At 52.8% G+C, this 20,217-nt stretch carries 20 protein-coding genes; 12 read left to right on the top strand and 8 right to left on the bottom strand.

The genetic code is table 11. The features are described from left to right. Positions 1-325 precede the first annotated feature (325 nt). Complete coding sequence (gene eno, locus BM258_RS09235) at positions 326-1,600, top strand: phosphopyruvate hydratase (RefSeq protein ID WP_090071444.1); 1,275 nt, start codon at positions 326-328, stop codon at positions 1,598-1,600. 245 nt (positions 1,601-1,845) lie between these two features. Beyond that, positions 1,846-2,196 carry a DUF6693 family protein gene (locus BM258_RS09230; RefSeq protein ID WP_090071442.1) on the top strand — a complete coding sequence of 117 codons (351 nt, stop codon included), beginning with the start codon at positions 1,846-1,848 and terminating at the stop codon, positions 2,194-2,196. Positions 2,197-2,248: 52 nt separating this feature from the next. On the opposite strand, the gene BM258_RS09225 is transcribed toward BM258_RS09230, so the two are convergent. From BM258_RS09225 to BM258_RS09205, 5 genes are all read right to left on the bottom strand, one after another. After that, positions 2,249-3,160, bottom strand: coding sequence for an alpha/beta fold hydrolase (locus tag BM258_RS09225; protein WP_090071440.1), 912 nt, complete (start codon positions 3,158-3,160; stop codon positions 2,249-2,251). A 121-nt stretch (positions 3,161-3,281) separates the two neighbouring features. Beyond that, positions 3,282-3,848, bottom strand: a complete 567-nt coding sequence (locus BM258_RS09220; RefSeq protein ID WP_090071439.1) for a DUF2087 domain-containing protein — start codon at positions 3,846-3,848, stop codon at positions 3,282-3,284. 414 nt (positions 3,849-4,262) lie between these two features. Continuing rightward, positions 4,263-4,577, bottom strand: a complete 315-nt coding sequence (locus BM258_RS09215; protein WP_090071437.1) for a hypothetical protein — start codon at positions 4,575-4,577, stop codon at positions 4,263-4,265. Positions 4,578-4,709: 132 nt separating this feature from the next. Then, positions 4,710-5,294 carry a UbiX family flavin prenyltransferase gene (locus tag BM258_RS09210; RefSeq protein WP_090071435.1) on the bottom strand — a complete coding sequence of 195 codons (585 nt, stop codon included), beginning with the start codon at positions 5,292-5,294 and terminating at the stop codon, positions 4,710-4,712. Between the two features lie 26 nt (positions 5,295-5,320). Beyond that, the gene (locus tag BM258_RS09205) at positions 5,321-6,823 is read right to left on the bottom strand and encodes a UbiD family decarboxylase (protein WP_090071433.1); all 1,503 of its coding nucleotides are present in this window, start codon (positions 6,821-6,823) and stop codon (positions 5,321-5,323) included. 398 nt (positions 6,824-7,221) lie between these two features. On the opposite strand from BM258_RS09205, the gene BM258_RS09200 reads away from it, so the two are divergent. The 8 genes from BM258_RS09200 to BM258_RS09165 all read left to right on the top strand — a co-directional run bounded on the left by BM258_RS09200 (position 7,222) and on the right by BM258_RS09165 (position 15,014). Continuing rightward, on the top strand, positions 7,222-7,533 hold the full coding sequence (locus BM258_RS09200) for an FtsB family cell division protein (RefSeq protein ID WP_175528016.1): 312 nt from the start codon (positions 7,222-7,224) through the stop codon (positions 7,531-7,533). 174 nt (positions 7,534-7,707) lie between these two features. Continuing rightward, a complete protein-coding gene (gene pdhA / locus BM258_RS09195) occupies positions 7,708-8,751 on the top strand; it encodes a pyruvate dehydrogenase (acetyl-transferring) E1 component subunit alpha (protein ID WP_090071429.1) in 1,044 nt (347 codons plus the stop codon). A gap of 17 nt (positions 8,752-8,768) precedes the next feature. Continuing rightward, positions 8,769-10,154 (top strand): pyruvate dehydrogenase complex E1 component subunit beta, encoded by a 1,386-nt coding sequence (locus BM258_RS09190; RefSeq protein ID WP_090071427.1) that lies wholly within the window; start codon positions 8,769-8,771, stop codon positions 10,152-10,154. A 12-nt stretch (positions 10,155-10,166) separates the two neighbouring features. Then, positions 10,167-11,516 (top strand): pyruvate dehydrogenase complex dihydrolipoamide acetyltransferase, encoded by a 1,350-nt coding sequence (locus tag BM258_RS09185; RefSeq protein WP_090071425.1) that lies wholly within the window; start codon positions 10,167-10,169, stop codon positions 11,514-11,516. 149 nt (positions 11,517-11,665) lie between these two features. Next, positions 11,666-13,060 carry a dihydrolipoyl dehydrogenase gene (gene lpdA / locus BM258_RS09180; RefSeq protein WP_090071423.1) on the top strand — a complete coding sequence of 465 codons (1,395 nt, stop codon included), beginning with the start codon at positions 11,666-11,668 and terminating at the stop codon, positions 13,058-13,060. Between the two features lie 175 nt (positions 13,061-13,235). Continuing rightward, the gene (locus BM258_RS09175; RefSeq protein WP_090071421.1) at positions 13,236-13,478 is read left to right on the top strand and encodes a GlsB/YeaQ/YmgE family stress response membrane protein; all 243 of its coding nucleotides are present in this window, start codon (positions 13,236-13,238) and stop codon (positions 13,476-13,478) included. 72 nt (positions 13,479-13,550) lie between these two features. Further along, the gene (gene lipA / locus BM258_RS09170; RefSeq protein ID WP_090071419.1) at positions 13,551-14,534 is read left to right on the top strand and encodes a lipoyl synthase; all 984 of its coding nucleotides are present in this window, start codon (positions 13,551-13,553) and stop codon (positions 14,532-14,534) included. Positions 14,535-14,552: 18 nt separating this feature from the next. Beyond that, entirely contained in the window at positions 14,553-15,014 is a 462-nt protein-coding gene (locus tag BM258_RS09165; protein ID WP_090072151.1) for a type II toxin-antitoxin system RatA family toxin, read from the top strand. Between the two features lie 92 nt (positions 15,015-15,106). On the opposite strand, the gene ppk2 is transcribed toward BM258_RS09165, so the two are convergent. Beyond that, on the bottom strand, positions 15,107-16,150 hold the full coding sequence (ppk2, locus tag BM258_RS09160) for a polyphosphate kinase 2 (protein WP_090071417.1): 1,044 nt from the start codon (positions 16,148-16,150) through the stop codon (positions 15,107-15,109). A 462-nt stretch (positions 16,151-16,612) separates the two neighbouring features. On the opposite strand from ppk2, the gene BM258_RS09155 reads away from it, so the two are divergent. Further along, entirely contained in the window at positions 16,613-17,422 is an 810-nt protein-coding gene (locus BM258_RS09155) for a tetratricopeptide repeat protein (RefSeq protein WP_090071415.1), read from the top strand. A gap of 67 nt (positions 17,423-17,489) precedes the next feature. Here BM258_RS09155 and xth read toward each other — a convergent pair whose 3' ends face one another. Further along, on the bottom strand, positions 17,490-18,281 hold the full coding sequence (gene xth, locus BM258_RS09150) for an exodeoxyribonuclease III (protein WP_090071411.1): 792 nt from the start codon (positions 18,279-18,281) through the stop codon (positions 17,490-17,492). A 72-nt stretch (positions 18,282-18,353) separates the two neighbouring features. Further along, positions 18,354-18,683: an iron-sulfur cluster insertion protein ErpA gene (gene erpA / locus BM258_RS09145; protein WP_090071410.1), complete on the bottom strand. Its 330-nt coding sequence runs from the start codon at positions 18,681-18,683 to the stop codon at positions 18,354-18,356. 222 nt (positions 18,684-18,905) lie between these two features. Here erpA and BM258_RS09140 point away from each other — a divergent pair, with 222 nt between their 5' ends. Then, a complete protein-coding gene (locus BM258_RS09140) occupies positions 18,906-20,120 on the top strand; it encodes a deoxyguanosinetriphosphate triphosphohydrolase (RefSeq protein ID WP_090071408.1) in 1,215 nt (404 codons plus the stop codon). The last annotated feature ends 97 nt before the right edge of the window (positions 20,121-20,217 follow it).

The raw sequence follows: 20,217 nt of genomic DNA, 5'->3' as shown, positions 1-20,217 counted from the left end.
AGCAATCATAAGCGCATAAATGATGCCGGAGGAATTTTCTGATTGCATTTGAGGCATTTGGAGCGTTGCTATCCTTACGCAAGTCCTAAAATGCACAAGTACGATTCGTGGATGCGAGAATTTGAGCAATTTCGCTTAATACTAAAGCCTAATTTTACACAGATCAAAGCGCCGGATCGCAAATGGCTGTAATCGGACTGACAAAATGCTCCCCTAGGGTTCATTTGTGCATAAAAACTGTTTCTTGCTCTATGATTCTCTCGCAAATTTCGATAGATAATCGAGCATCTGACTTTAACCAAATCATGCAAATTGAGGTACGATCATGACCGCAATTATTGACATCGTGGGTCGCGAGATCCTTGACAGCCGCGGTAACCCTACCGTTGAAGTTGACGTTGTTCTCGAAGATGGCTCCATGGGCCGCGCTGCCGTTCCATCAGGCGCGTCTACCGGCGTTCACGAAGCGCACGAGCTGCGCGATGGCGAAGAACGTTACGGCGGCAAAGGTGTCACCAAAGCTGTCGAAGCCGTCAATGACGAAATCTTTGATGCTCTGGTAGGTCTGGACGCTGAAAACCAGATCCAGCTTGACAAGGTCATGATTGAGCTTGACGGCACCGAAAACAAAGGCCGCATTGGCGCAAACGCCATTCTGGGCACCTCCATGGCTGTTGCCAAGGCTGCTGCTGCTGCTGCCGGTCTGCCGCTCTACCGCTATGTTGGCGGCATGAACGCTTGCACCCTGCCAGTTCCGATGATGAACATCATCAACGGCGGTGAGCATGCTGACAACCCAATCGATGTTCAGGAATTCATGATCATGCCGGTTGGCGCTGACAGCATCAAAGAAGCTGTTCGCATGGGCGCAGAAGTTTTCCACGCTCTGAAAAAGAACCTCTCCAAAGCTGGTCACAACACCGCTGTTGGTGATGAAGGCGGTTTCGCACCGAACCTTGAATCCACCAAAGCTGCTCTGGACTTCATCATGCAGTCCATCAAGGACGCTGGCTTCAAACCGGGCGAAGACGTTTACCTCGCTCTGGACTGCGCTTCTTCCGAATTCTACGAAGATGGCAAATACAACCTCAAAGGCGAAGGCAAGGTTCTCGATTCTGCCGGCATGGCTGATTACCTCGCTGACCTCGTTGCTTCCTATCCGATCATCTCCATCGAAGACGGCATGGACGAAGACGATTGGGAAGGCTGGAAACTGCTGACCGCCAAAATCGGCGACAAATGCCAGCTGGTTGGCGACGATCTGTTCGTAACCAACACCGCCCGCCTCAAAGACGGCATCAAAATGGGCGTTGGCAACTCCATCCTCGTTAAAGTGAACCAGATTGGTTCCCTGACCGAGACCATGGAAGCTGTTGAAATGGCACATAAAGCATCCTACACCGCTGTTATGTCCCACCGTTCTGGTGAAACCGAAGATGCAACCATTGCTGACCTTGCTGTTGCTACCAACTGCGGTCAGATCAAAACCGGTTCTCTTTCCCGTTCCGACCGTCTGGCAAAATACAACCAGCTGATCCGCATCGAAGAAGAGCTTGGCCCAATGGCTAAGTTTGCTGGCCGCTCTATCCTGAAGGGCTAATATCAGGCTGTAGGACCATTCGGTTCGAGCTTGAAACTTGAATTTTTGACCGGCGCGTCCATTGGGCGCGCCGGTTTTTGTTTGTAATAGCAGAGACTTGATTGAGTAAAACTGGCCTTTACTATAAGTTGTGCAATTATCGGTATGTGTGATTAATTATATGAAATGCCCGTTGTGTGGCCGGATTCTTCAGGGGCTGACAGGCCCTTGGCGATGCTTGAATATCAAGATAAGGACTTTGATAAATGAGTGGTTTCAAATGTGAGTTTCAATTGCTGGAAGCTCTGGGACTGATTATTCTCTGGTTTTTTCTCAGCGTTATTACTTTGGGGTTTGGTGCCGTGATCGCGCCCTATTATCTGGCAAAAGCACCGTTGAACCAGACATTCCTCGTTGACCAGCATGGTGGCAAACTGGCGCGCCTGCATGTCGACTTCAATCTGGGGCAGATTATTGGCCATGCTGTGCTTTGGTTCATTCTGAGCATAATTACCTGCGGCATTGCCTATATCTTCTATTGGTTTGCAGTGGTTCGTAAGTTGATCAATTCTTCGGTCTTCTTGCCAGTCAACACGAGTTCTGTACCGGCGGAATAACGGGCAGGGCAGAAATAGGGGTTCCGGCCCGCCTCGTTGGAGCCGGGAGATGCTATGTCTTTGCTGTGTCTGCTTGATGCGCTTTAAGAAAAGAGCCGACCAAGCTGCGTATCTCTTCGAGATGCGTAAACAATGCAACATGCTCTGCGTTCTTAACGGGGTGAAGCTCGGCAGTCTTGATCGTCTGTTGTGCGATCAAGGCGTGGTCGAATGGCACGACGGGATCTCTCTCTCCGTGAATGATCAGGGTTGGGCACTGGATGCAAGCAAAGGGACTATCTCTTTCTTTGCTAAGCTGCTGTGTGTCATTGATGGTGCCAGGGAGCCGTTGCGGCATCCTGTCAAAGAGACTGTCTTGTAGGGCTTGCATTAGGGGCCATGCCTCCGTGTCGGCTTTTACCTGCTTTAGCAATGCCGGATCTGAGATGGATCGGCTTGCCGTTTTGGCCGGATTCTGTCTGGCGCGCTTTTGTAACCATGCGATCGCGCTCTCGGACTTCGATAGCAAACTCATCAGGCCAAGCCTCATACGAATAGCTCGTTTGACTGGTAAAAGCGTGGTGCAGCATGAAACAAGTATGAGTGCGGCGCATCTGTCTTGATATCGCGCCGCAAACTCGATCGCTGATGGGCCTCCTGCTGATATGGCCATGATCGCCGCACGGTCTATCTGCAATTCATCCAGCAGGCCGGCAAAGAGGTCGGCCTGTTCTTTTGGAGATTTCCGGCCAGAGAGGGGTGAGCCAAGATAGCCCGGTCGGGATAGGGGGATTGTTCTGATTGCGGGGCACGAACCAAGTGTGGCGATGCCAAGTAAGGCGCTTTGGTCGATGCCGCCCATGCCTCCGTGAATGAGAAGGCAGGCTGGAGCTTGGCTGTTTCCATTGCATGCATATTCGATGGGGCCTTTGCTGGTATGAATGGTCTGGCTCCTGGCCATGATTTTGTGCAGTGAAGCGGGCATACTATCTCGCTTTCCCGTGGGGCAGTTTTGCCAAGCTTTTTCAAGTCAGGGCATTTCTCTGCATGTGCCACGATGGATTTCAAAGGGAATTCGAACGGTCGTTCAGACTGGCGGCGGGCAATCAGGTTCTGGATGGTGTGCCTGTCTGTTCCTTGCGGGCCTTCATCAGCTGTATGAAGGTGCGGGCCGTTGCTGGCGGCGGCATTTCCTTGCGTCGATACTCGGCGCCGTTTGCTGTGCGTGTGAGATATTGTAGGTCCACCAAAGCACGGCGCAGGATCGCGTGATCCTCAAAGCCATTCTTGCTCTTCAACAAGGTGTTGACCTCACCTTCTGTGAGAGAGGCATGAGCGGGGAACAGAGACCAGAGCCACCAGAGGCACAAGTCTTTTTGCGCCTTCCTGCTTGGCCAACGGAGTAAGGTTGCTTCCGAGCTTATATGGCGCAAGGTTTGTTCGATGAGATGATGATCAATTGCCTCAATCGGTCCAGAGGGCTTTGCTAGCCGTTGCTCTGCTGCGTGATTGGCTCTGAAATGTTGGAAATTCTTATAACCGGCCGCCCGCGCCAAAACATTGAGCCATTCAACATGACTGGGTGCAATGTTGGCTTGTCCGGCTGCCATTTTAAGGGATTTGGCAAGCGCAGAAATATCGTCGACCTGAAAGGGAATCGTTTGTTTAGACATGACTTATCCTCGACTTGTGCCGATCATTGTCAGTCGTGGTCACTCTTGCGACGCGGCACGGGGATAAGTGTCGGGTCATTATGGTGGCAGGTTTAGCTCTTCAAAGAAGTAGTGACGCCTTGGTGAACTGCCGACCGTGGGTGTATTTATCTCAAAAGCGTGATTATTTCAAGAGCAATCTCACGTTGTTTCTTGAAATATATTGCATTGGAAATGAAATAATATAATTTCATTGGGTATGAAATATAATTTAAAGAAAGTACTGTTTTAAAGAGGATAATGGCTCGTGGCTATCACGAGCCTCTATTTGTGTTAGTCCTTGGCGAGAGACAATGAAAGCGCCCGTCGGTGTATCTGTGAACGAGATTGGCGGCTCAAGGGCTGCAGGTTTCGCTGATTGGTGATGTTTTGAAGTTATCGCGTGCTTTTGCGCAGGAGGAAATGCCAGCTGCTTTCAATAAGCATCCAGGCGAGGCGTCCGAATAGCACATAGAGCGCAAAGGCGAGCTTGTCGTCTATCTTGAGAAGCTCAAACCATTTGGCATAGGCGAGGATATAGGGTTGGTGGTCGATCCAATCGATAACAATGCGAGATGCGGTATGCACGCTCGTATAGATCTGCTCCTGATAAAGAAAGCAGTAGATATAGAGGATCGTACCAAGAATGATGCCAATGATAAGTCGCCAGAAGCCGATCAGTGTGACCCCGAATAAACGCAAAAGCAGCATTTTATCCCCCTGTGATTGCGTTTGCCTCAAGGGACTTTAGCCAATGGGGTGTCGTCTGTCAGGTCTCTTGCTGCGTTTGTTCCGTTTTTATCCCGAAGAGGCAATCGCGGGTGCCGGTTGCGATTTGTTTCTCTAGCTCCAGCGCTGCAAAATGGAGGAGGCGTCGATATCAAGCTGGGAGAGCAGGCGCGCGGCGCTTTGCTCAAGCATGGCGTCAATGCTTTCTGGTTTGAGATAGAAGGCCGGAACCGGCGGAGCTATGATCCCGCCCATGCGGGTTACTTGCTCCATGGCCTGAATGTGTCCCAGATGCAGCGGGGTTTCCCGAACGGCCAGCACAAGTTTGCGGCGCTCCTTCAACATCACGTCTGCCGCTCGTATCGATAGCCTGTCGGTCTGGCAATAGGCAATGGCGGCAAGGCTGCGAATGGAGCAGGGAGCAAAAAGCAGGCCATCAAGAGGATTGGAGCCAGAAGCGATGGACGCGGCCAGATTGTGATCATCATGGCAATGGTCGGCGCATTCCTTGAGTTCTTCGATTTGCCCTTCGGTTAGTTCAAGCTTCGCCGTTGTCTCTCCGCCAGACGTTATGAGCAGATGAAGCTCTAGTGGCTGGCCGCTTTCTTTCAGTGCTTTCATCAATTTCATGGCGTGAAAGCCCAGAAGCGAGCCGGATGCGCCGGTGACAACAAGGCCGATCTTTTTTCTGTCCTGCATGGTGAAGCGTGTCCTGCCCTCTGGTTTTAGAGTTTGAGCTTGGCGACCAGATCGTCGACCTCGTGAATGGTTTTCGGGTCCATTTTCAATTCGCGGCCCCATTCGCGGCTCGTCTCCGACCCGATCTTGTCAGTTGCGTCAATCCCCAGCTTGCCGCCGAGCCCTTCTAAGGGGGAGGCAAAGTCGAGATAGTCGATGGGGGTGTTGTCCACGCGCAAGAGATCGCGGGCAGGGTCTGCCTTGGTGGCAACGGCCCACATGACATCTTCCCAGCTTCGGGCGTTGATGTGAGAATCAACGATGATGATCAGCTTGGTCATGTTGAATTGCGGCAGCATCGACCACATGCCCATCATGACACGGCGGGCCTGTCCGGCGTAGCGTTTGTCAATGGAAATGACGGCGACGCGGTAGGAGGCCGTTTCTGGTGGCAGCCAGCAATCGACGACTTCAGGGAAGGCCTGTCGCACCAGCGGCATGAAGACATCGTTGAGGGCTTCTGAAATCACCGAGGGTTCATCGGGGGCGCGGCCTGTGTAGGTCGACAGGTAGATCGGATCCTTGCGATGGGTGATGCCGGTGACGGTCACCTTGGGGAACTGCTCCACGGCATTATAGTAGCCGGTGTGATCGCCGTATGGACCTTCGGGTAGAGTCTCAGTGGCCGATACCGTGCCCTCAATGACGATTTCGGCATTGGCTGGCACGAGCAGCGGCTGGGTCTTGGCTTTGACCAGCTGAGTCGGTTTGCCCCGGAACAGGCCTGAGAATTGTGCTTCGCTCAGGGTTTCCGGAATAGGGGTGACTGCCCCCATGATCGTTGCCGGGTCGCTGCCAATCGCAATGGCGATGGGCATGTCTTGCCCTTGCGCTTTCCATTGCCTGAAGTGTGCCGCTCCGCCGCGATTTTCCAGCCAGCGCATGATAAGCGTGTTCTTGCTGGCCTGCTGGATGCGATAGACACCCCAGTTATAACTCTTGATTTCGTCACTTGCGGCAGGCTTTGTGATGACAATGGGCCATGTAATAAGCGGCGCTGGCTCTTCAGGCCAGCAGGTCTGGATGGGGAGGGTATCCAGATCGATATCCTCACCGGTATGGATCACTTGCTGACATTGCGCTCGGCTTTGTACTTTGCCTCTAAGGCTGGTGGCTGCCTTCAGTAGTGGGCCAATGGCAGGAAGAATCTCCGAGCGTTCGGGTGGTTGAGGCTGGCGCAAATAGGCCAGGAATTCACCAAAGGCGATGAGTTCCTCTTCGTTGCAGCCGAGAGACCAAGCGACTCGCTTGACCGTGCCAAACAGATTGATCAATGCCGGCATGGCGCTGAGTGTACCATCGGATTTGATCGGGTTTTCTATCAGCAGGGCAGGGCCGTTCTTTGTCATGACGCGGCGCTGCAATTCCGTTGCCTGAAGCTTCATGCTGACCGGCTCTGAAATGCGGATCAGCTCACCCTGCTCCTCGCAGAATTTAATGAAATCGCGCAGGTCCGTAAAAACAGGAAGGCGTCTGCTATGGATATGCATGTGTTGGCCCCGATCGTTGGCTTGGCTGTCAGCAAGTTTGAAAGCACATGAGACGATAATGTGCCTGCTCTTCTCCTTGCGGCATAGGCTGTAGTTACTTGTGAGCTGATCCTCTCTCGGGATCAAGGTCAAATGCTTGTTATTCCTGTCCTAAAAAGGAGTGCAGCTTCATTTTGACACACTCAAGGAAATGAATGGGTCGGCTCGAAGTGATTTGTAAGTAATTTATTAACTTATTGAATTGATTAACTTTTTATAAACCAAAAAAATATGCAAATTTCGTGTTTGGTGGGTTTTTGGAAAGCGTTTGTTAACGCTAAGGGGGCTAAATGGTAACCGTGTCAGGCAGAAAAGGTTTTGCGTACTGCCTGATAACCGAGTTGTGTAGGGTGTACGGTATGGCAACACGCCAACGAAAAAATTCTGTATTGCGCCAATTGGTGCTGCCCTTCTTTTTCCTGTTTGTTATCGCTTATTTCGTGTATCATACGCTGCATGGCGGCTATGGCGTGTATGCGCTTGCAGGCATGAAGGTGCAGGCTGACGCTTTGGAGGCTGATTTGCTTTCCTTGCGGTATCAGCGTGAAGCCGCCGAACATCGTATCGCTTTGTTCCGTAAGGATACTCTTGATCCTGACATGATGGACGAACGGGCTCGCGCCTATCTTGATCTCGCTGATCCGAATGAGATCGTTATTTTCAATAATTAACTGAAATATGGGTGACAGATTTATTTTAACCGAAATCCGGTTAAGTGTATTTTATTTATAAAAAACAATGGCTTAGCGATTATTTTTCGGTGGATTACTCGCGCGATCTTCAATTGCAGATTAGAGCTTCCTAAATTATCTTACATACATGGAAACGCTTTAGGGAGCAGCAACATGGCAGCATCCGCGTCTAGCGCCGCCAAGAAGGCGGCGAAGGGGGCATCCCGCACCCCGGTGAATCGCACAATTGTAGAATTTGATAAGGATCAGGAACTTCACGCATATCGTGAAATGCTTTTGATCCGCCGTTTCGAAGAGAAAGCCGGCCAGCTTTATGGCATGGGTATGATCGGCGGCTTCTGTCACCTTTATATTGGACAGGAAGCAGTTGTCGTTGGCATGCAGATGGCATCCAAAGACGGCGATCAGGTGGTAACCTCTTATCGTGACCACGGGCATATGTTGGCCTGTGATATGGACCCCAAAGGGGTGATGGCCGAATTGACCGGCCGTAAAGACGGTTACTCCAAGGGTAAAGGCGGCTCGATGCATATGTTCAGCCGCGAGAAGAATTTCTTCGGCGGTCACGGCATCGTAGGGGCTCAGGTCTCCATCGGCACCGGCCTTGCTTTTGCTAACCAGTATCGTGGCAATGACAATGTCTCCTTTATCTATATGGGCGACGGCGCATCCAACCAAGGCCAGGTTTATGAAAGCTTCAACATGGCGAAGCTGTGGAACCTGCCGGCGATCTACGTGATCGAAAACAACAAATATGGCATGGGAACCTCGGTTGAGCGTTCTTCATCCAACACAGATCTTTCCCAGCGCGGTATTTCATTCGGCATTCCTGGTGAGCAGGTTGATGGCATGGACGTACGCGCTGTTATGGCTGCTGCTGAACGCGCCATTGAATGGGCACGCGAGGGCAAGGGGCCTTATATCCTCGAAATGATCACCTACCGCTACCGCGGACACTCCATGTCCGACCCGGCGAAATATCGTTCCAAGGAAGAAGTGCAGAAAATGCGTAATGAGCATGATCCGATCGAGCAGGTGCGTCAGCGTCTGATTGATGGTGGTTTTGCTTCCGAAGACGAGCTGAAGTCCATCGATAAGGATATTCGCGCCGTCGTCTCCAACGCTGCCGACTTTGCACAGTCCAATCCTGAGCCGGATGAATCCGAACTCTGGACCGATATTTATATGCCTCTGTAAGGTGAAGGGATTGAATTATGCCAATTAAAGTACTTATGCCGGCCCTCTCCCCAACCATGGAAGAAGGCAATCTGGCCAAGTGGGTCAAGCAAGAAGGTGACAAGGTCGAAATCGGCGACGTGATCGCGGAAATCGAAACCGACAAAGCCACCATGGAAGTTGAGTCTGTCGAAGAGGGCACTCTTGGCAAAATCGTCGTTGCTGAAGGCGCCCAGGGTGTCAAAGTCAATGAACTGATCGCCCTGATCCTCGAAGAAGGCGAAGATGCTTCCGCTCTGGACAATGTCTCCACCGATGCTGCACCTGCTGCTGAAGAAGCGCCAGCGGCTCCTGCTTCGGTTCCTGCCGAGCCAAAATCCGAAGCACCGGTAACGTTGCCCGATGTTGAAGACGAGCCGGAAGTGCCGGAAGGCACACCGATGAAGACCCAAACCGTTCGTGAAGCTTTGCGTGACGGCATGGTCGAGGAAATGCGCCGCGATGACGACGTCTTCCTGATGGGTGAAGAAGTGGCTCAATATCAGGGTGCCTACAAGATTTCTCAGGGCATGCTGGACGAGTTCGGTGAGCGCCGCGTGATCGATACGCCAATCACCGAGCATGGCTTTACCGGTCTTGCTGCCGGTGCTGCTATGGCTGGTCTGCGTCCGATCGTCGAGTTCATGACCTTCAACTTCGCCATGCAGGCGATTGACCACATCATCAACTCGTCCGCCAAGACGCTCTATATGTCTGGTGGCCAGATTCACAACCCGATCGTGTTCCGTGGTCCGAACGGCGCTGCTGCCCGCGTGGCTGCCCAGCACTCTCAGGATTACACCGCATGGTACAGCCAGGTTCCTGGCCTTGTTGTTGTGCATCCTTACAGCGCTGCTGACTATAAGGGCCTCATCAAGTCTGCGATCCGGTCTGACAACCCTGTTGTCTTCCTTGAGAACGAAATCCTCTATGGTCACAGCTTCGATGTGCCTGATGTTGATGATTTTATTGTTCCTCTCGGCAAGGCCAAGATTGCTCGTAAGGGTAAGGATGTGACCATCGTTTCCTTCGGCATGGGCATGCAGCATTCTCTCAATGCAGCTGAAGAGCTGGCCAAGGAAGGCATCGAAGCCGAGGTCATCGACCTGCGCACGATCCGTCCGCTGGACACTGAAACAATCATCCGCTCGGTTATCAAGACCGGTCGCTGTGTTGTTGTCGAAGAAGGCTGGCCACAGGCTTCTACGTCTTCGGAAGTTGCTTTCCGCGTCATGGATCAGGCGTTCGATTATCTGGACGCACCGGTTGCTCGCGTTTGCGGCAAGGATGTTCCGATGCCTTACGCGTCAAACCTCGAAAAGCTGGCTCTGCCAACCGTTGCCGAGGTGATTGGTGCCGTTAAAGCTGTCACCTACACCGCTTAAAGGAGAGAGATTATGCCTGTAACAATTACGATGCCGGCCCTTTCTCCAACCATGGAGAGCGGTACGCTTGCCAAATGGCTGGTGAAAGAAGGCGACGAGATCACTTCCGGTGATGTCATTGCTGAAATCGAAACCGACAAGGCAACCATGGAAGTGGAAGCTGTTGACGAAGGCACCATCGGCAAGATTCTTGTCGAGTCTGGTACCGCTGACGTTGCTGTGAATGCTCCGATTGCCCTGCTTCTGGAAGAAGGTGAAGACGCCTCTGCACTGGACGGCTTTGACGCTGGTGCTCCGGCTGCTGCACCTGCTGCTGATGCGGCTCCGGCCAAGGAAGAGGCTGCTCCTGCAGCTGCTGCTCCCGAAGCCAATGTGGCTGCTGGCCCTGCGCCAACGGCTGCTGATGGCAACCGCATCTTCTCTTCTCCGCTTGCTCGCCGTCTGGCCAAACTCAATGATCTGGATCTGGCCAAGATCTCCGGCACCGGCCCGCGTGGCCGTATCGTCAAGCGCGATGTGGATGCTGCGATTGAAGCGGGCACTGCCAAAGCCGGTGCTCCGGCTGCTGCAGACGCACCAAAAGCAGCTGCCGCTCCGGCGCCTGCCGCTGCTGCTTCTGCCGGTCCGTCCGACGAACAGGTTCTCAAGAACTTCGCTGAAGGCTCTTACGAATTGGTTCCGCACGATGGCATGCGCAAGACCATTGCAAAGCGTCTGACCGAAGCCAAGCAGACCATTCCGCACTTCTATGTGTCGGTTGACTGCCAACTGGACGACCTGCTCGCTCTGCGTAGCCAGCTGAACAATTCGGCTCCGCGCAAAGACGACAAGCCGACCTACAAGCTGTCTGTCAACGACATGGTGATCAAGGCTCTGGCTCTTGCTCTGCGTGATGTGCCTGATGCCAACGTCTCCTGGACGTCTGACAACATGGTCAAGCATAAGCATGTTGACGTGGGTGTTGCTGTTTCCATCGAAGGTGGTCTGATCACGCCGATCATCCGTAAGGCTGAGGAAAAAGCCCTGTCCACCATCTCAAACGAGATGAAAGACATGGGCAAGCGCGCTAAGGAACGCAAGCTTAAACCTGAAGAATATCAGGGTGGAACGACCGCTGTGTCCAACATGGGCATGATGGGCGTCAAGAGCTTCTCTGCTGTGGTGAACCCGCCGCATTCGACCATTCTGGCCGTGGGTGCTGGTGAGAAACGTCCGGTGATTGAAGGTGACGAAATCAAGGTTGCGACCGTGATGACCGTTACCCTCTCTACCGACCACCGCACCGTGGATGGTGCTCTGGGCGCTGAGCTGCTCAAGGCATTCAAGGGTTATATCGAAAACCCGATGAGCATGTTGGTCTAATCCCGACGGCCTCCTGACTTTTCCGGTCGCGCCGATGGCGCGATCGGCTCCCGGACAATCGGTTTTTCCAGCTTTTCTTTTTTCAGGGAAGAGAGGGATACCTAGCAAGTCCGGTGAGGGGTCTGAGGTGATTTAGAGGAATTTTCAAAATGGCACAGACTGAATTTGACGTAATTATAGTCGGTTCTGGACCCGGTGGTTATGTGACTGCCATTCGCTCGGCGCAGCTTGGTCTCAAAACGGCAATCGTTGAAAAGAACGAACTGGGCGGCATCTGCCTTAACTGGGGCTGCATCCCGACCAAGGCTCTGCTTCGTTCCGCAGAAATCTATCACTTCATGCAGAATGCCAAGGATTATGGCCTTTCTGCTGAAGGCGTAAGCTTTGACCTGCAGAAGGTTGTCGAGCGCTCCCGTGGCGTTTCCAAGCAACTGAACACAGGCGTTGGCTTCCTGATGAAGAAGAACAAGGTCACCGTGATCAAGGGTGAAGCTGTTCTTGAAGGCAAAAACTCGATCACTGTTTCTGGTGATGACGCTGGAACCTACAAGGCCAAGCACATCATTCTGGCAACCGGTGCTCGCCCGCGCGTTCTTCCGGGTCTTGAGCCGGACCAGAAACTGATCTGGACCTATTTCAACGCTCTCAAGCCGGACATCATGCCGAAAAGCCTGCTGGTTGTCGGTTCCGGCGCGATCGGTATCGAATTTGCCAGCTTCTTCAACACCATGGGTGCTGATGTAACGGTCGTGGAAATGATGCCGAAGATCCTGCCGGTTGAAGATGATGAAATCTCCGGTATGGCGCGCAAGTCCCTTGAAAAGCAGGGTATCAAGATCCTGACCGAAGCCAAGGTGACGGGCGTCAAGAAGGGCGGCAACAATGTCGAGGCTACCATCGAGAAGAAAGGTGGCAAGACCGAAGTCATCAAGGCTGACCGTATCATTTCCGCTGTCGGTGTTCAGGGCAATATCGAGAATCTCGGCCTTGAAAAGCTCGGCATCAAAACCGATCGTGGCTGCATCGTGATTGACGAATATGGCCGCACCAATGTTGAAGGTGTCTATGCGATTGGCGACGTTGCTGGTCCTCCGATGCTGGCCCATAAAGCCGAGCATGAAGGCACCATTTGCGTTGAGAAAATCGCAGGACTCAAACCTCATCCAATGAACAAGAGCACGATCCCGGGTTGCACCTATTGCCATCCGCAGGTTTCCTCAGTTGGCCTCACCGAACAGGCCTGCAAGGAAAAAGGGCTCGACGTTCGCGTTGGTCGCTTCCCATTCATCGCCAACGGCAAGGCCATTGCGCTTGGTGAACCGGAAGGCATGATCAAGACCATCTTTGACAAGAAGACCGGCCAGTTGCTCGGCGCCCACATGATTGGTGCTGAAGTGACCGAGCTTATTCAGGGCTTCTGTGTTGCGATGGGGCTGGAGACCACCGAAGAAGAGCTGATGGAAACCATCTTCCCGCATCCGACTCTTTCGGAAATGATGCCGGAATCGGTTCGTGACGCTTATGGTCGTGTGATCCAGACGTGATTATGAGCCGTATAGGCCAATGATCCTCCAATTTAAAACTACGTGGTGAGCGTTGCGGGGCAGGCGTATCATCGTCTGCCCCGCGTAGGGAACTTGATTGCCCTCTCACAGATGCTATGTATGTAAGAGGACGGATATGGGGTCCGCTTGCATATTTTAATCAAGAGGTAGGAACATGGGGTTTATCGGTTGGATTATTGTCGGCATTATCGCCGGCTTCATTGCTGAAAAAGTGACAGATTCCGATCATGGCTTGCTCACAAACCTTGTTGTGGGGCTGATCGGGGCATTTGTCGGTGGTTTTATTGCTGGAAAGTTCGGTGTCCATTTCGTCAATAATGCGTTTCTGGATACCACGATCATTGCGACACTCGGCGCAATTCTGGTGCTGTTTGTCTATCAGAAAGTTCGATCCTGATCGGCTTGACCGCCTGCTAAAGGTTGGATATTGCTGATCAACCAGACTTTATAGGGATGACGAGGAACCTGAATGGTTACGATCATTGATACCGTTTCAAACAAGGCAGACACTGTGAGCAAGGTGGTTGCCAAACCCCGCCATCCCGAAAAGGCCCATCGGCCTGATAATCCGATCCAGAGAAAGCCGGACTGGATCCGCGTCAAGGCTCCTGGCTCCAAGGCCTACAAGGAAACCCTCGACATCGTTCGCGGCAACAAGCTTGTAACAGTCTGCGAAGAAGCCGGTTGCCCCAATATGGGTGAATGCTGGTCGCACAAGCATGCCAGCTTCATGATCATGGGCGAGATCTGCACCCGTGCCTGCGCGTTCTGCAATGTTTCAACCGGCATGCCCAATGCTCTTGATCCAAACGAGCCTGAAAATACCGGCCGTGCGGTGGCTCAGATGGGCCTCAAGCATGTAGTGATCACGTCTGTTGACCGTGACGATCTGGAAGATGGGGGCGCACAGCATTTTGCTGACGTGATCCTCGCTATCCGCGATGCTTCACCGGAAACGACCATCGAGGTTCTGACGCCGGACTTCCTGCGTAAGGAAGGCGCGCTGGAAACCGTTGTGGCGGCGAAGCCTGATGTGTTCAACCACAATCTGGAAACGGTTCCATCCAATTATCTCAAGGTGCGTCCGGGCGCACGCTACTTCCATTCCATTCGCCTGCTTCAGCGCGTTAAGGAACTGGACCCGACTATGTTCACCAAATCGGGCATTATGGTTGGCCTTGGCGAAGAGCGTAACGAAGTGCTCCAGTTGATGGATGACCTGCGCGTTGCCGATGTGGACTTCCTGACCATCGGGCAGTATCTGCAGCCGAGCAAGAAGCATCATCCGGTGATCAAATTCGTGACGCCGCAGGAATTCAAAGGCTATGAGACGATTGCCTACACTAAAGGTTTCCTGATGGTTTCGGCCAATCCACTCACGCGGTCTTCCCATCATGCAGGGGAAGATTTCGAAAAGCTGAAGGCTGCTCGTCGCGCCAAGCTTGGTCAGTGATTGGAGATCCTTGCCCATATGCCAAAATTCCAGACCCGTCATAAAGTGAAGCATTCCGCCGAAGCGATGTTCAAGCTGGTGGCCGATGTCGAGCGTTATCCCGAGTTTGTGCCGCTTTGCAAATCGCTCCATATTCGGGGCCGCAAGGAAACGCCCCAAGGAGCGATCCTTGTCGCGGACATGGTTGTGGCCTACAAGATGATCAGCGAGAGCTTTACCTCCAAGGTGACACTTCTGCCGGATCAGAACCAGATTGTTGCCGAATATCTGGACGGGCCTTTCAAGCATATGGAAAACCGTTGGACCTTCGAGCCCATCGAGGGAGAGCCCGGGGCCTGTCATGTGGTTTTTTACATCGATTATGAATTCCGTAGCCGGATGCTCTCTGGTTTAATGGGAACGATGTTTGACAAGGCTTTCAAAAAGTTTTCGTCTGCCTTTGAGCAGCGCGCCGATCTAATCTACGGAACAGCTGCCTAGAGGAACCGGGTGGGTATGAAAAAGGCCGCATGATGCAGCCTTTTGTGTGTTCGGTGTCAGCCATCAGCTTGGCATGTGAGTGCCTGCAGAACTCAGTCTGTGGGGCTGAGGCTCTTGCCCAGAATATGTTCGTCATTGCCGATCACTTGCCCCGAGCTTCCAACAATCAGCGGATCAGGGCCGTGGACGATGTGACGATCCTTGTTGGGGTAGGGCAGGGACGCCAGAAAATGCTGCATACAGTTGAGACGCGCGCGCTTCTTGTCATTGGACTTGATGATCGTCCAGGGAGCGTCTGCCGTATCGGTGTAGAAAAACATGGCTTCCTTGGCTTCAGTATACTGATCCCATTTGTCCAGAGACGCCTTGTCGACCGGGGAGAGCTTCCACTGTTTGAGCGGGTCGGTCTCCCTTGATGCAAATCTGCGGCGCTGTTCTTCCTGCGTTACCGAGAACCAGTATTTGAACAAACGGATACCCGAGCGGCGGATCATGCGTTCGAATTCCGGCGTCTGGCGCATGAATTCGAGATATTCGCTCGGTGAGCAGAACCCCATGACACGCTCAACGCCTGCGCGGTTATACCAAGAGCGGTCAAACAGCACCATTTCGCCAGCAGCGGGCAGATGCTCCACATAGCGCTGATAGTACCATTGGGTCCGTTCTCTATCTGTTGGTTTGTTCAGCGCCACAACGCTTACTGTGCGTGGATTGAGATGTTCCATAAACCGCTTAATGGTGCCGCCCTTGCCTGCGGCATCTCGTCCTTCAAAAAGAAGAACAATTTTTTCGCCGGATTCTTCGACCCATTTTTGTGCCTTGAGGAGCTCTACCTGCAAGAGGCTCTTCTGTTTTTCGTAGGTCTGGCGTTTCATCTTCGTCTTGTAGGGATAGACCCCATGCTCGAAGACACGGCGAATTTCACTTGGATCGTGGCGCATTTCATAAAGGGAAGGGCGCGGCTTTTGTTCTTCTTGCGGGGTGTCAGGGGATGATGGCGCTATTGATGCTGCTGTGGCTAAGCGTTCGTCCGGCTGGCTTTGTACCAGCACCTCTTCCAGTTTTGCCAGATCTTCAGTTTTGCCGTCTGTCTCGTCGAGAGAGGCATCCTTGGCTTTTATGGCTGGTTTAGGCATTTTTTCCTCCCCTGGTTGGCTTTATTTCAAACTATGCCAATTAGATTAACCTCAAATGAGCCCCCGTTACAGAAAATTGGAATATGGTTAAAATTACTTATGCTACGGGATTGCGCAGGAATCGGGGGCCAAGGGCGTTGCAGAAAAGACACGCCAGAATGAAAAAGGTTTCGTTAACCATAACGCTTAACGCCTTATGCCCGTGTTCAGCCACATTATGGAGTCAGCTTCGAGACAGTTGAACGGGGCAGAGATAAAAGTTAATGAAAACCCGTCACAGAAGTGACATTTTTGAGGTTTTGATAGGTTTCAAGAAATCTCATTAAAACAAGTCACTCGGGGAAGAGCGATATTCAAACGGCGCCCGGCGATTGGGAGCGATGCTGCCGGGTAAACAGGAGACTGGGGCTGTGAGGCGTTGAGACGTAAGGGTCTTTGTGCTGAGCAGACAAGTGGTATTTCATGAAGCGTCAAACAAGTTTTGCGGTAAATCTATTGCAGACTTTGACCCTGATCGGCTTATTTGGAGCCGTGGGGAGTTTGCCTGCCCATGCCTTCGATCCTCGCACGATCGAAGAAGGGCAAGCCAGCCCCGATGAAGCGTTTCGCTTCGGCGCGCAAGCCTACAAATTTGGCAACAAGTCCACCGCTGTGCAGGCTTTGACCTATGCTGCGCACAATGGGCATATGGCGTCTCAGTGGAAGCTGGGGCGGATGTATGAAGAAGGGGACGGGGTCGTCAAGGATCCCAGCCAAGCCTTCGATCTGTTCAATGGTATTGTGCGACGCTATGGGGATGCGCAGCCGGGGTCTGTTGAAGCGCGCTATGTTTCAAACGCCATTGTGAAGCTGAGTGCATTCGTGCGCTCAGGAATCAAGGGTAAACTGGATCCCAATCCAGGAAAAGCGCGTGATTTTCTGCAATATGCTGCGTCTTATTTCCGCGATCCGGATGCACAATATCATCTGGCAATGTCTTATCTGGACAAATCCGATGGCAAGATAGAGCCCAAAATGGCTGCACGCTGGCTGAGCAAGGCCGCCCGCAAGGGGCATATTGGTGCCCAGCTGGAATTGGGTGAGTTGCTTCTTGAAGGCAGCATTCTGCCGCAGCAACCGGTCAACGGGCTCAAGTGGCTGACAATTGCTCGGATGCTGGATGCAACCAATCCCGAAGTGCTGGACCGTCAGGAAGCCGCTTTTGCTTTGGCCGATGATTCCACGCGCAAAAAGGCCGTATCTCTTGCCAATGAATGGTTGGATAACGAATGAATGGTTGGATAGCGGCGGCAAACTGATTGTCCGCCGCTTTGGCTTTCATCTCTGTTTTAGGCAACGCCTATGACTGTGAACAGCTGAGCGTCATCATGACCGGCACATGGTCAGACGGTTTTTCCCAATCACGGGTGTCTTTCTGGATTTCGCACGCCTTCAGCATGTCTGCCGCCTCTGGCGAGAGCAGATGATGGTCGATGCGAATGCCGTGATTGCGCGGCCAGGCGCCGGCTTGATAATCCCAGAAGGAATATTGGTGTGGCGTGCCATTACAGGCGCGGAAGGCTTCGGTAAGGCCGAGGGCCTTTAACTCCCTGAACAGTTCAAGCGTCTCTGTGCGATATAGGGCATCGCCCCACCAGGCATCATGATCATGCACATCATCTGCCGTCGGGATGACATTATAGTCGCCGGAAAGAACAAAGGCTTCCTCAAGTGTGAGACGGTCTTTTGACCAAGCGATGAGCCTGCGCATCCAGTTCAGCTTGTAGGGATATTTTTCTGTCTCCACCGGATTGCCGTTCGGCAGATAGAGGCTCACGACGCGCAGTGGCCCCTTGTCGGTTGAGAAGATACCCTCGATAAAACGGGCCTGCTCGTCTTCATCGTCGCCGGGCAGGCCGCGATTGACCTCTTCAAAGGGCAGACGGGATAGAAGGGCCACACCATTAAAGCTCTTCTGGCCGTGGGTTTCCACGTTATAGCCCAGTGCTTCAATGTCCGCGCGCGGAAAGGCTTCATCGACGGACTTGATTTCCTGCAGGCAGGCAATGTCCGGCTTTTCTTCTTCCAGCCACCTTAGTAGGTTGGGATGACGAGCCTTGATGCCGTTGATGTTCCAAGTGGCGATGCGCATGGGTGGCCTCTTTGCTGATGGGCATTTATGGTCAAGTGTGAGTTGTCATGCCCGCGGCGTGTGGGCAGCCGGTCAGATCGAGAAGCTCGTACCGCAGCCGCAAGATGCGCTGGCGATCGGGTTGTGGATCTGGAAGGACTGGCCCATCAGGTCGCTGACGAAATCAACTTCAGCCCCTTCCATATATTGCAAAGAGAGCGGATCGAAAAGGATCGTTGCGCCATCCTTGTTGATGACCAGATCATCGTCCTCGCTGCTCGTCACAATGTCATAATTATACTGGAAACCGGAGCAGCCACCACCACTCACGGAGATGCGCAGCATGGAACCATCCTTTTCCTTGGAAAGGATGGTGGCGATTCGTTTGATGGCACTATCTGTCACTGTGATCGGGTTTGACATTTGGATATTCCTGTCTCATTTCCCATCCGCGCTTCTACTAAGGCCCCTATTTTGGCCAGAAGTGCTTGATACAGGCCGGTTTTGCCTGAAAAATGGAGAATTACACCTATAAATGGGGCTTCACAAAGCCTACTCTTTCTCATGATAGTTAAGATCGAAAGAGCGCAAGTCAACCATTTTGGCGGTGCGTGTTAAAATTCTTGAACTTGGAATGGAAGAATAATGGTGTCAGCGATCGGATTTGGTGCGCAGCCGCGCGCCCGCTATGCTGTTTTGCCTCATGAAAGCAAAGGGCGTTTGTTTGAAGAAGCTGCCAGTCCCACGCGCACCCCCTTCCAGCGAGATAGGGATCGTATCATTCATTCCTCGGCCTTCCGGCGCTTGCAGGCAAAGACGCAGGTCTTTCTCTATCACGAAGGGGACATGTTCCGAACGCGCCTGACCCACACGCTGGAGGTTTCACAAATCGCCCGTTCCATTGCGCGGGCTTTGTCTGTTGATGAAGATCTGGCTGAAGCGCTGGCACTTTCGCATGATCTGGGACACACGCCGTTTGGCCATGCGGGGGAGCGGGCGCTCAACAAGGTGATGCAGCCTTATGGCGGGTTTGATCACAATGCCCAGTCCTTGCGGGCCGTGACTGCGCTAGAGCAATGCTATGCAGAACATGATGGCCTCAATCTGAGTTGGGAAACCCTCGAGGGGCTCGTCAAGCATAATGGACCGCTGACCGACCGGGACGGGAAGGGGATCGGGCATTATGAAGGCGGACTTCCCTATGCCATTCGCGTTTATGCCGAGCAACAGGACCTGATGCTCTGGTCCTATGCCAGCATCGAAGCGCAGGCGGCTGCCATTGCGGACGATATCGCCTATAATTCCCATGATATTGACGATGGCTTGCGTGCGATGCTGATCTCTCTGGATCAATTGCGGGATGTGCCTCTGGTCTGCGACTTGCTCAAAGAGGTGGAGGCAACCTATCCGGGGCTGTCTGAAGAACGCACGGCCCATGAAATTGTTCGCAGGCTGATCACGCGGATGGTTGAGGATGTCATCAATACGTCGATGGACAATCTCAAGAGGCTGGCTCCGCAATCGGTCGAGGATGTGCGCAATGCGTCGGAGACGATTGTTCACTTTTCCAGCGAAATGACCGCTGCCGTGACGGGAATCAGACAGTTTCTTTTTCATAATGTTTATCGGGAAGACCATGTCATGCGCATCATGCGTGGTGCGGAGAAGGTGCTTGAAGATCTCTTTGTCTATCACTTTAATGCACCTGATATGATGCCGCTAAACTGGCAGTTTGACCTTGATGGAGCGCCACGGAAACTCGTTGCTCGTCGCGTTGCTGACTATGTGGCTGGTATGACAGACCGTTTTGCCATTCAGGAACATCAACGTCTGTTTGACGTCACCCCGGATTTGGGTTAGATCCTATCCCCGAACATATGGATTTTTGCGGGTTGGGGCTCCATGTGATGCTTTGTCGCTTGAGAATAGACGAAAGCGATGGCGTCCGGGTGTCCTG

The organism is Cohaesibacter marisflavi (assembly GCF_900115225.1).
Taxonomy (GTDB): domain Bacteria; phylum Pseudomonadota; class Alphaproteobacteria; order Rhizobiales; family Cohaesibacteraceae; genus Cohaesibacter; species Cohaesibacter marisflavi.
This window is presented reverse-complemented; position numbering and strand designations above follow the sequence as displayed.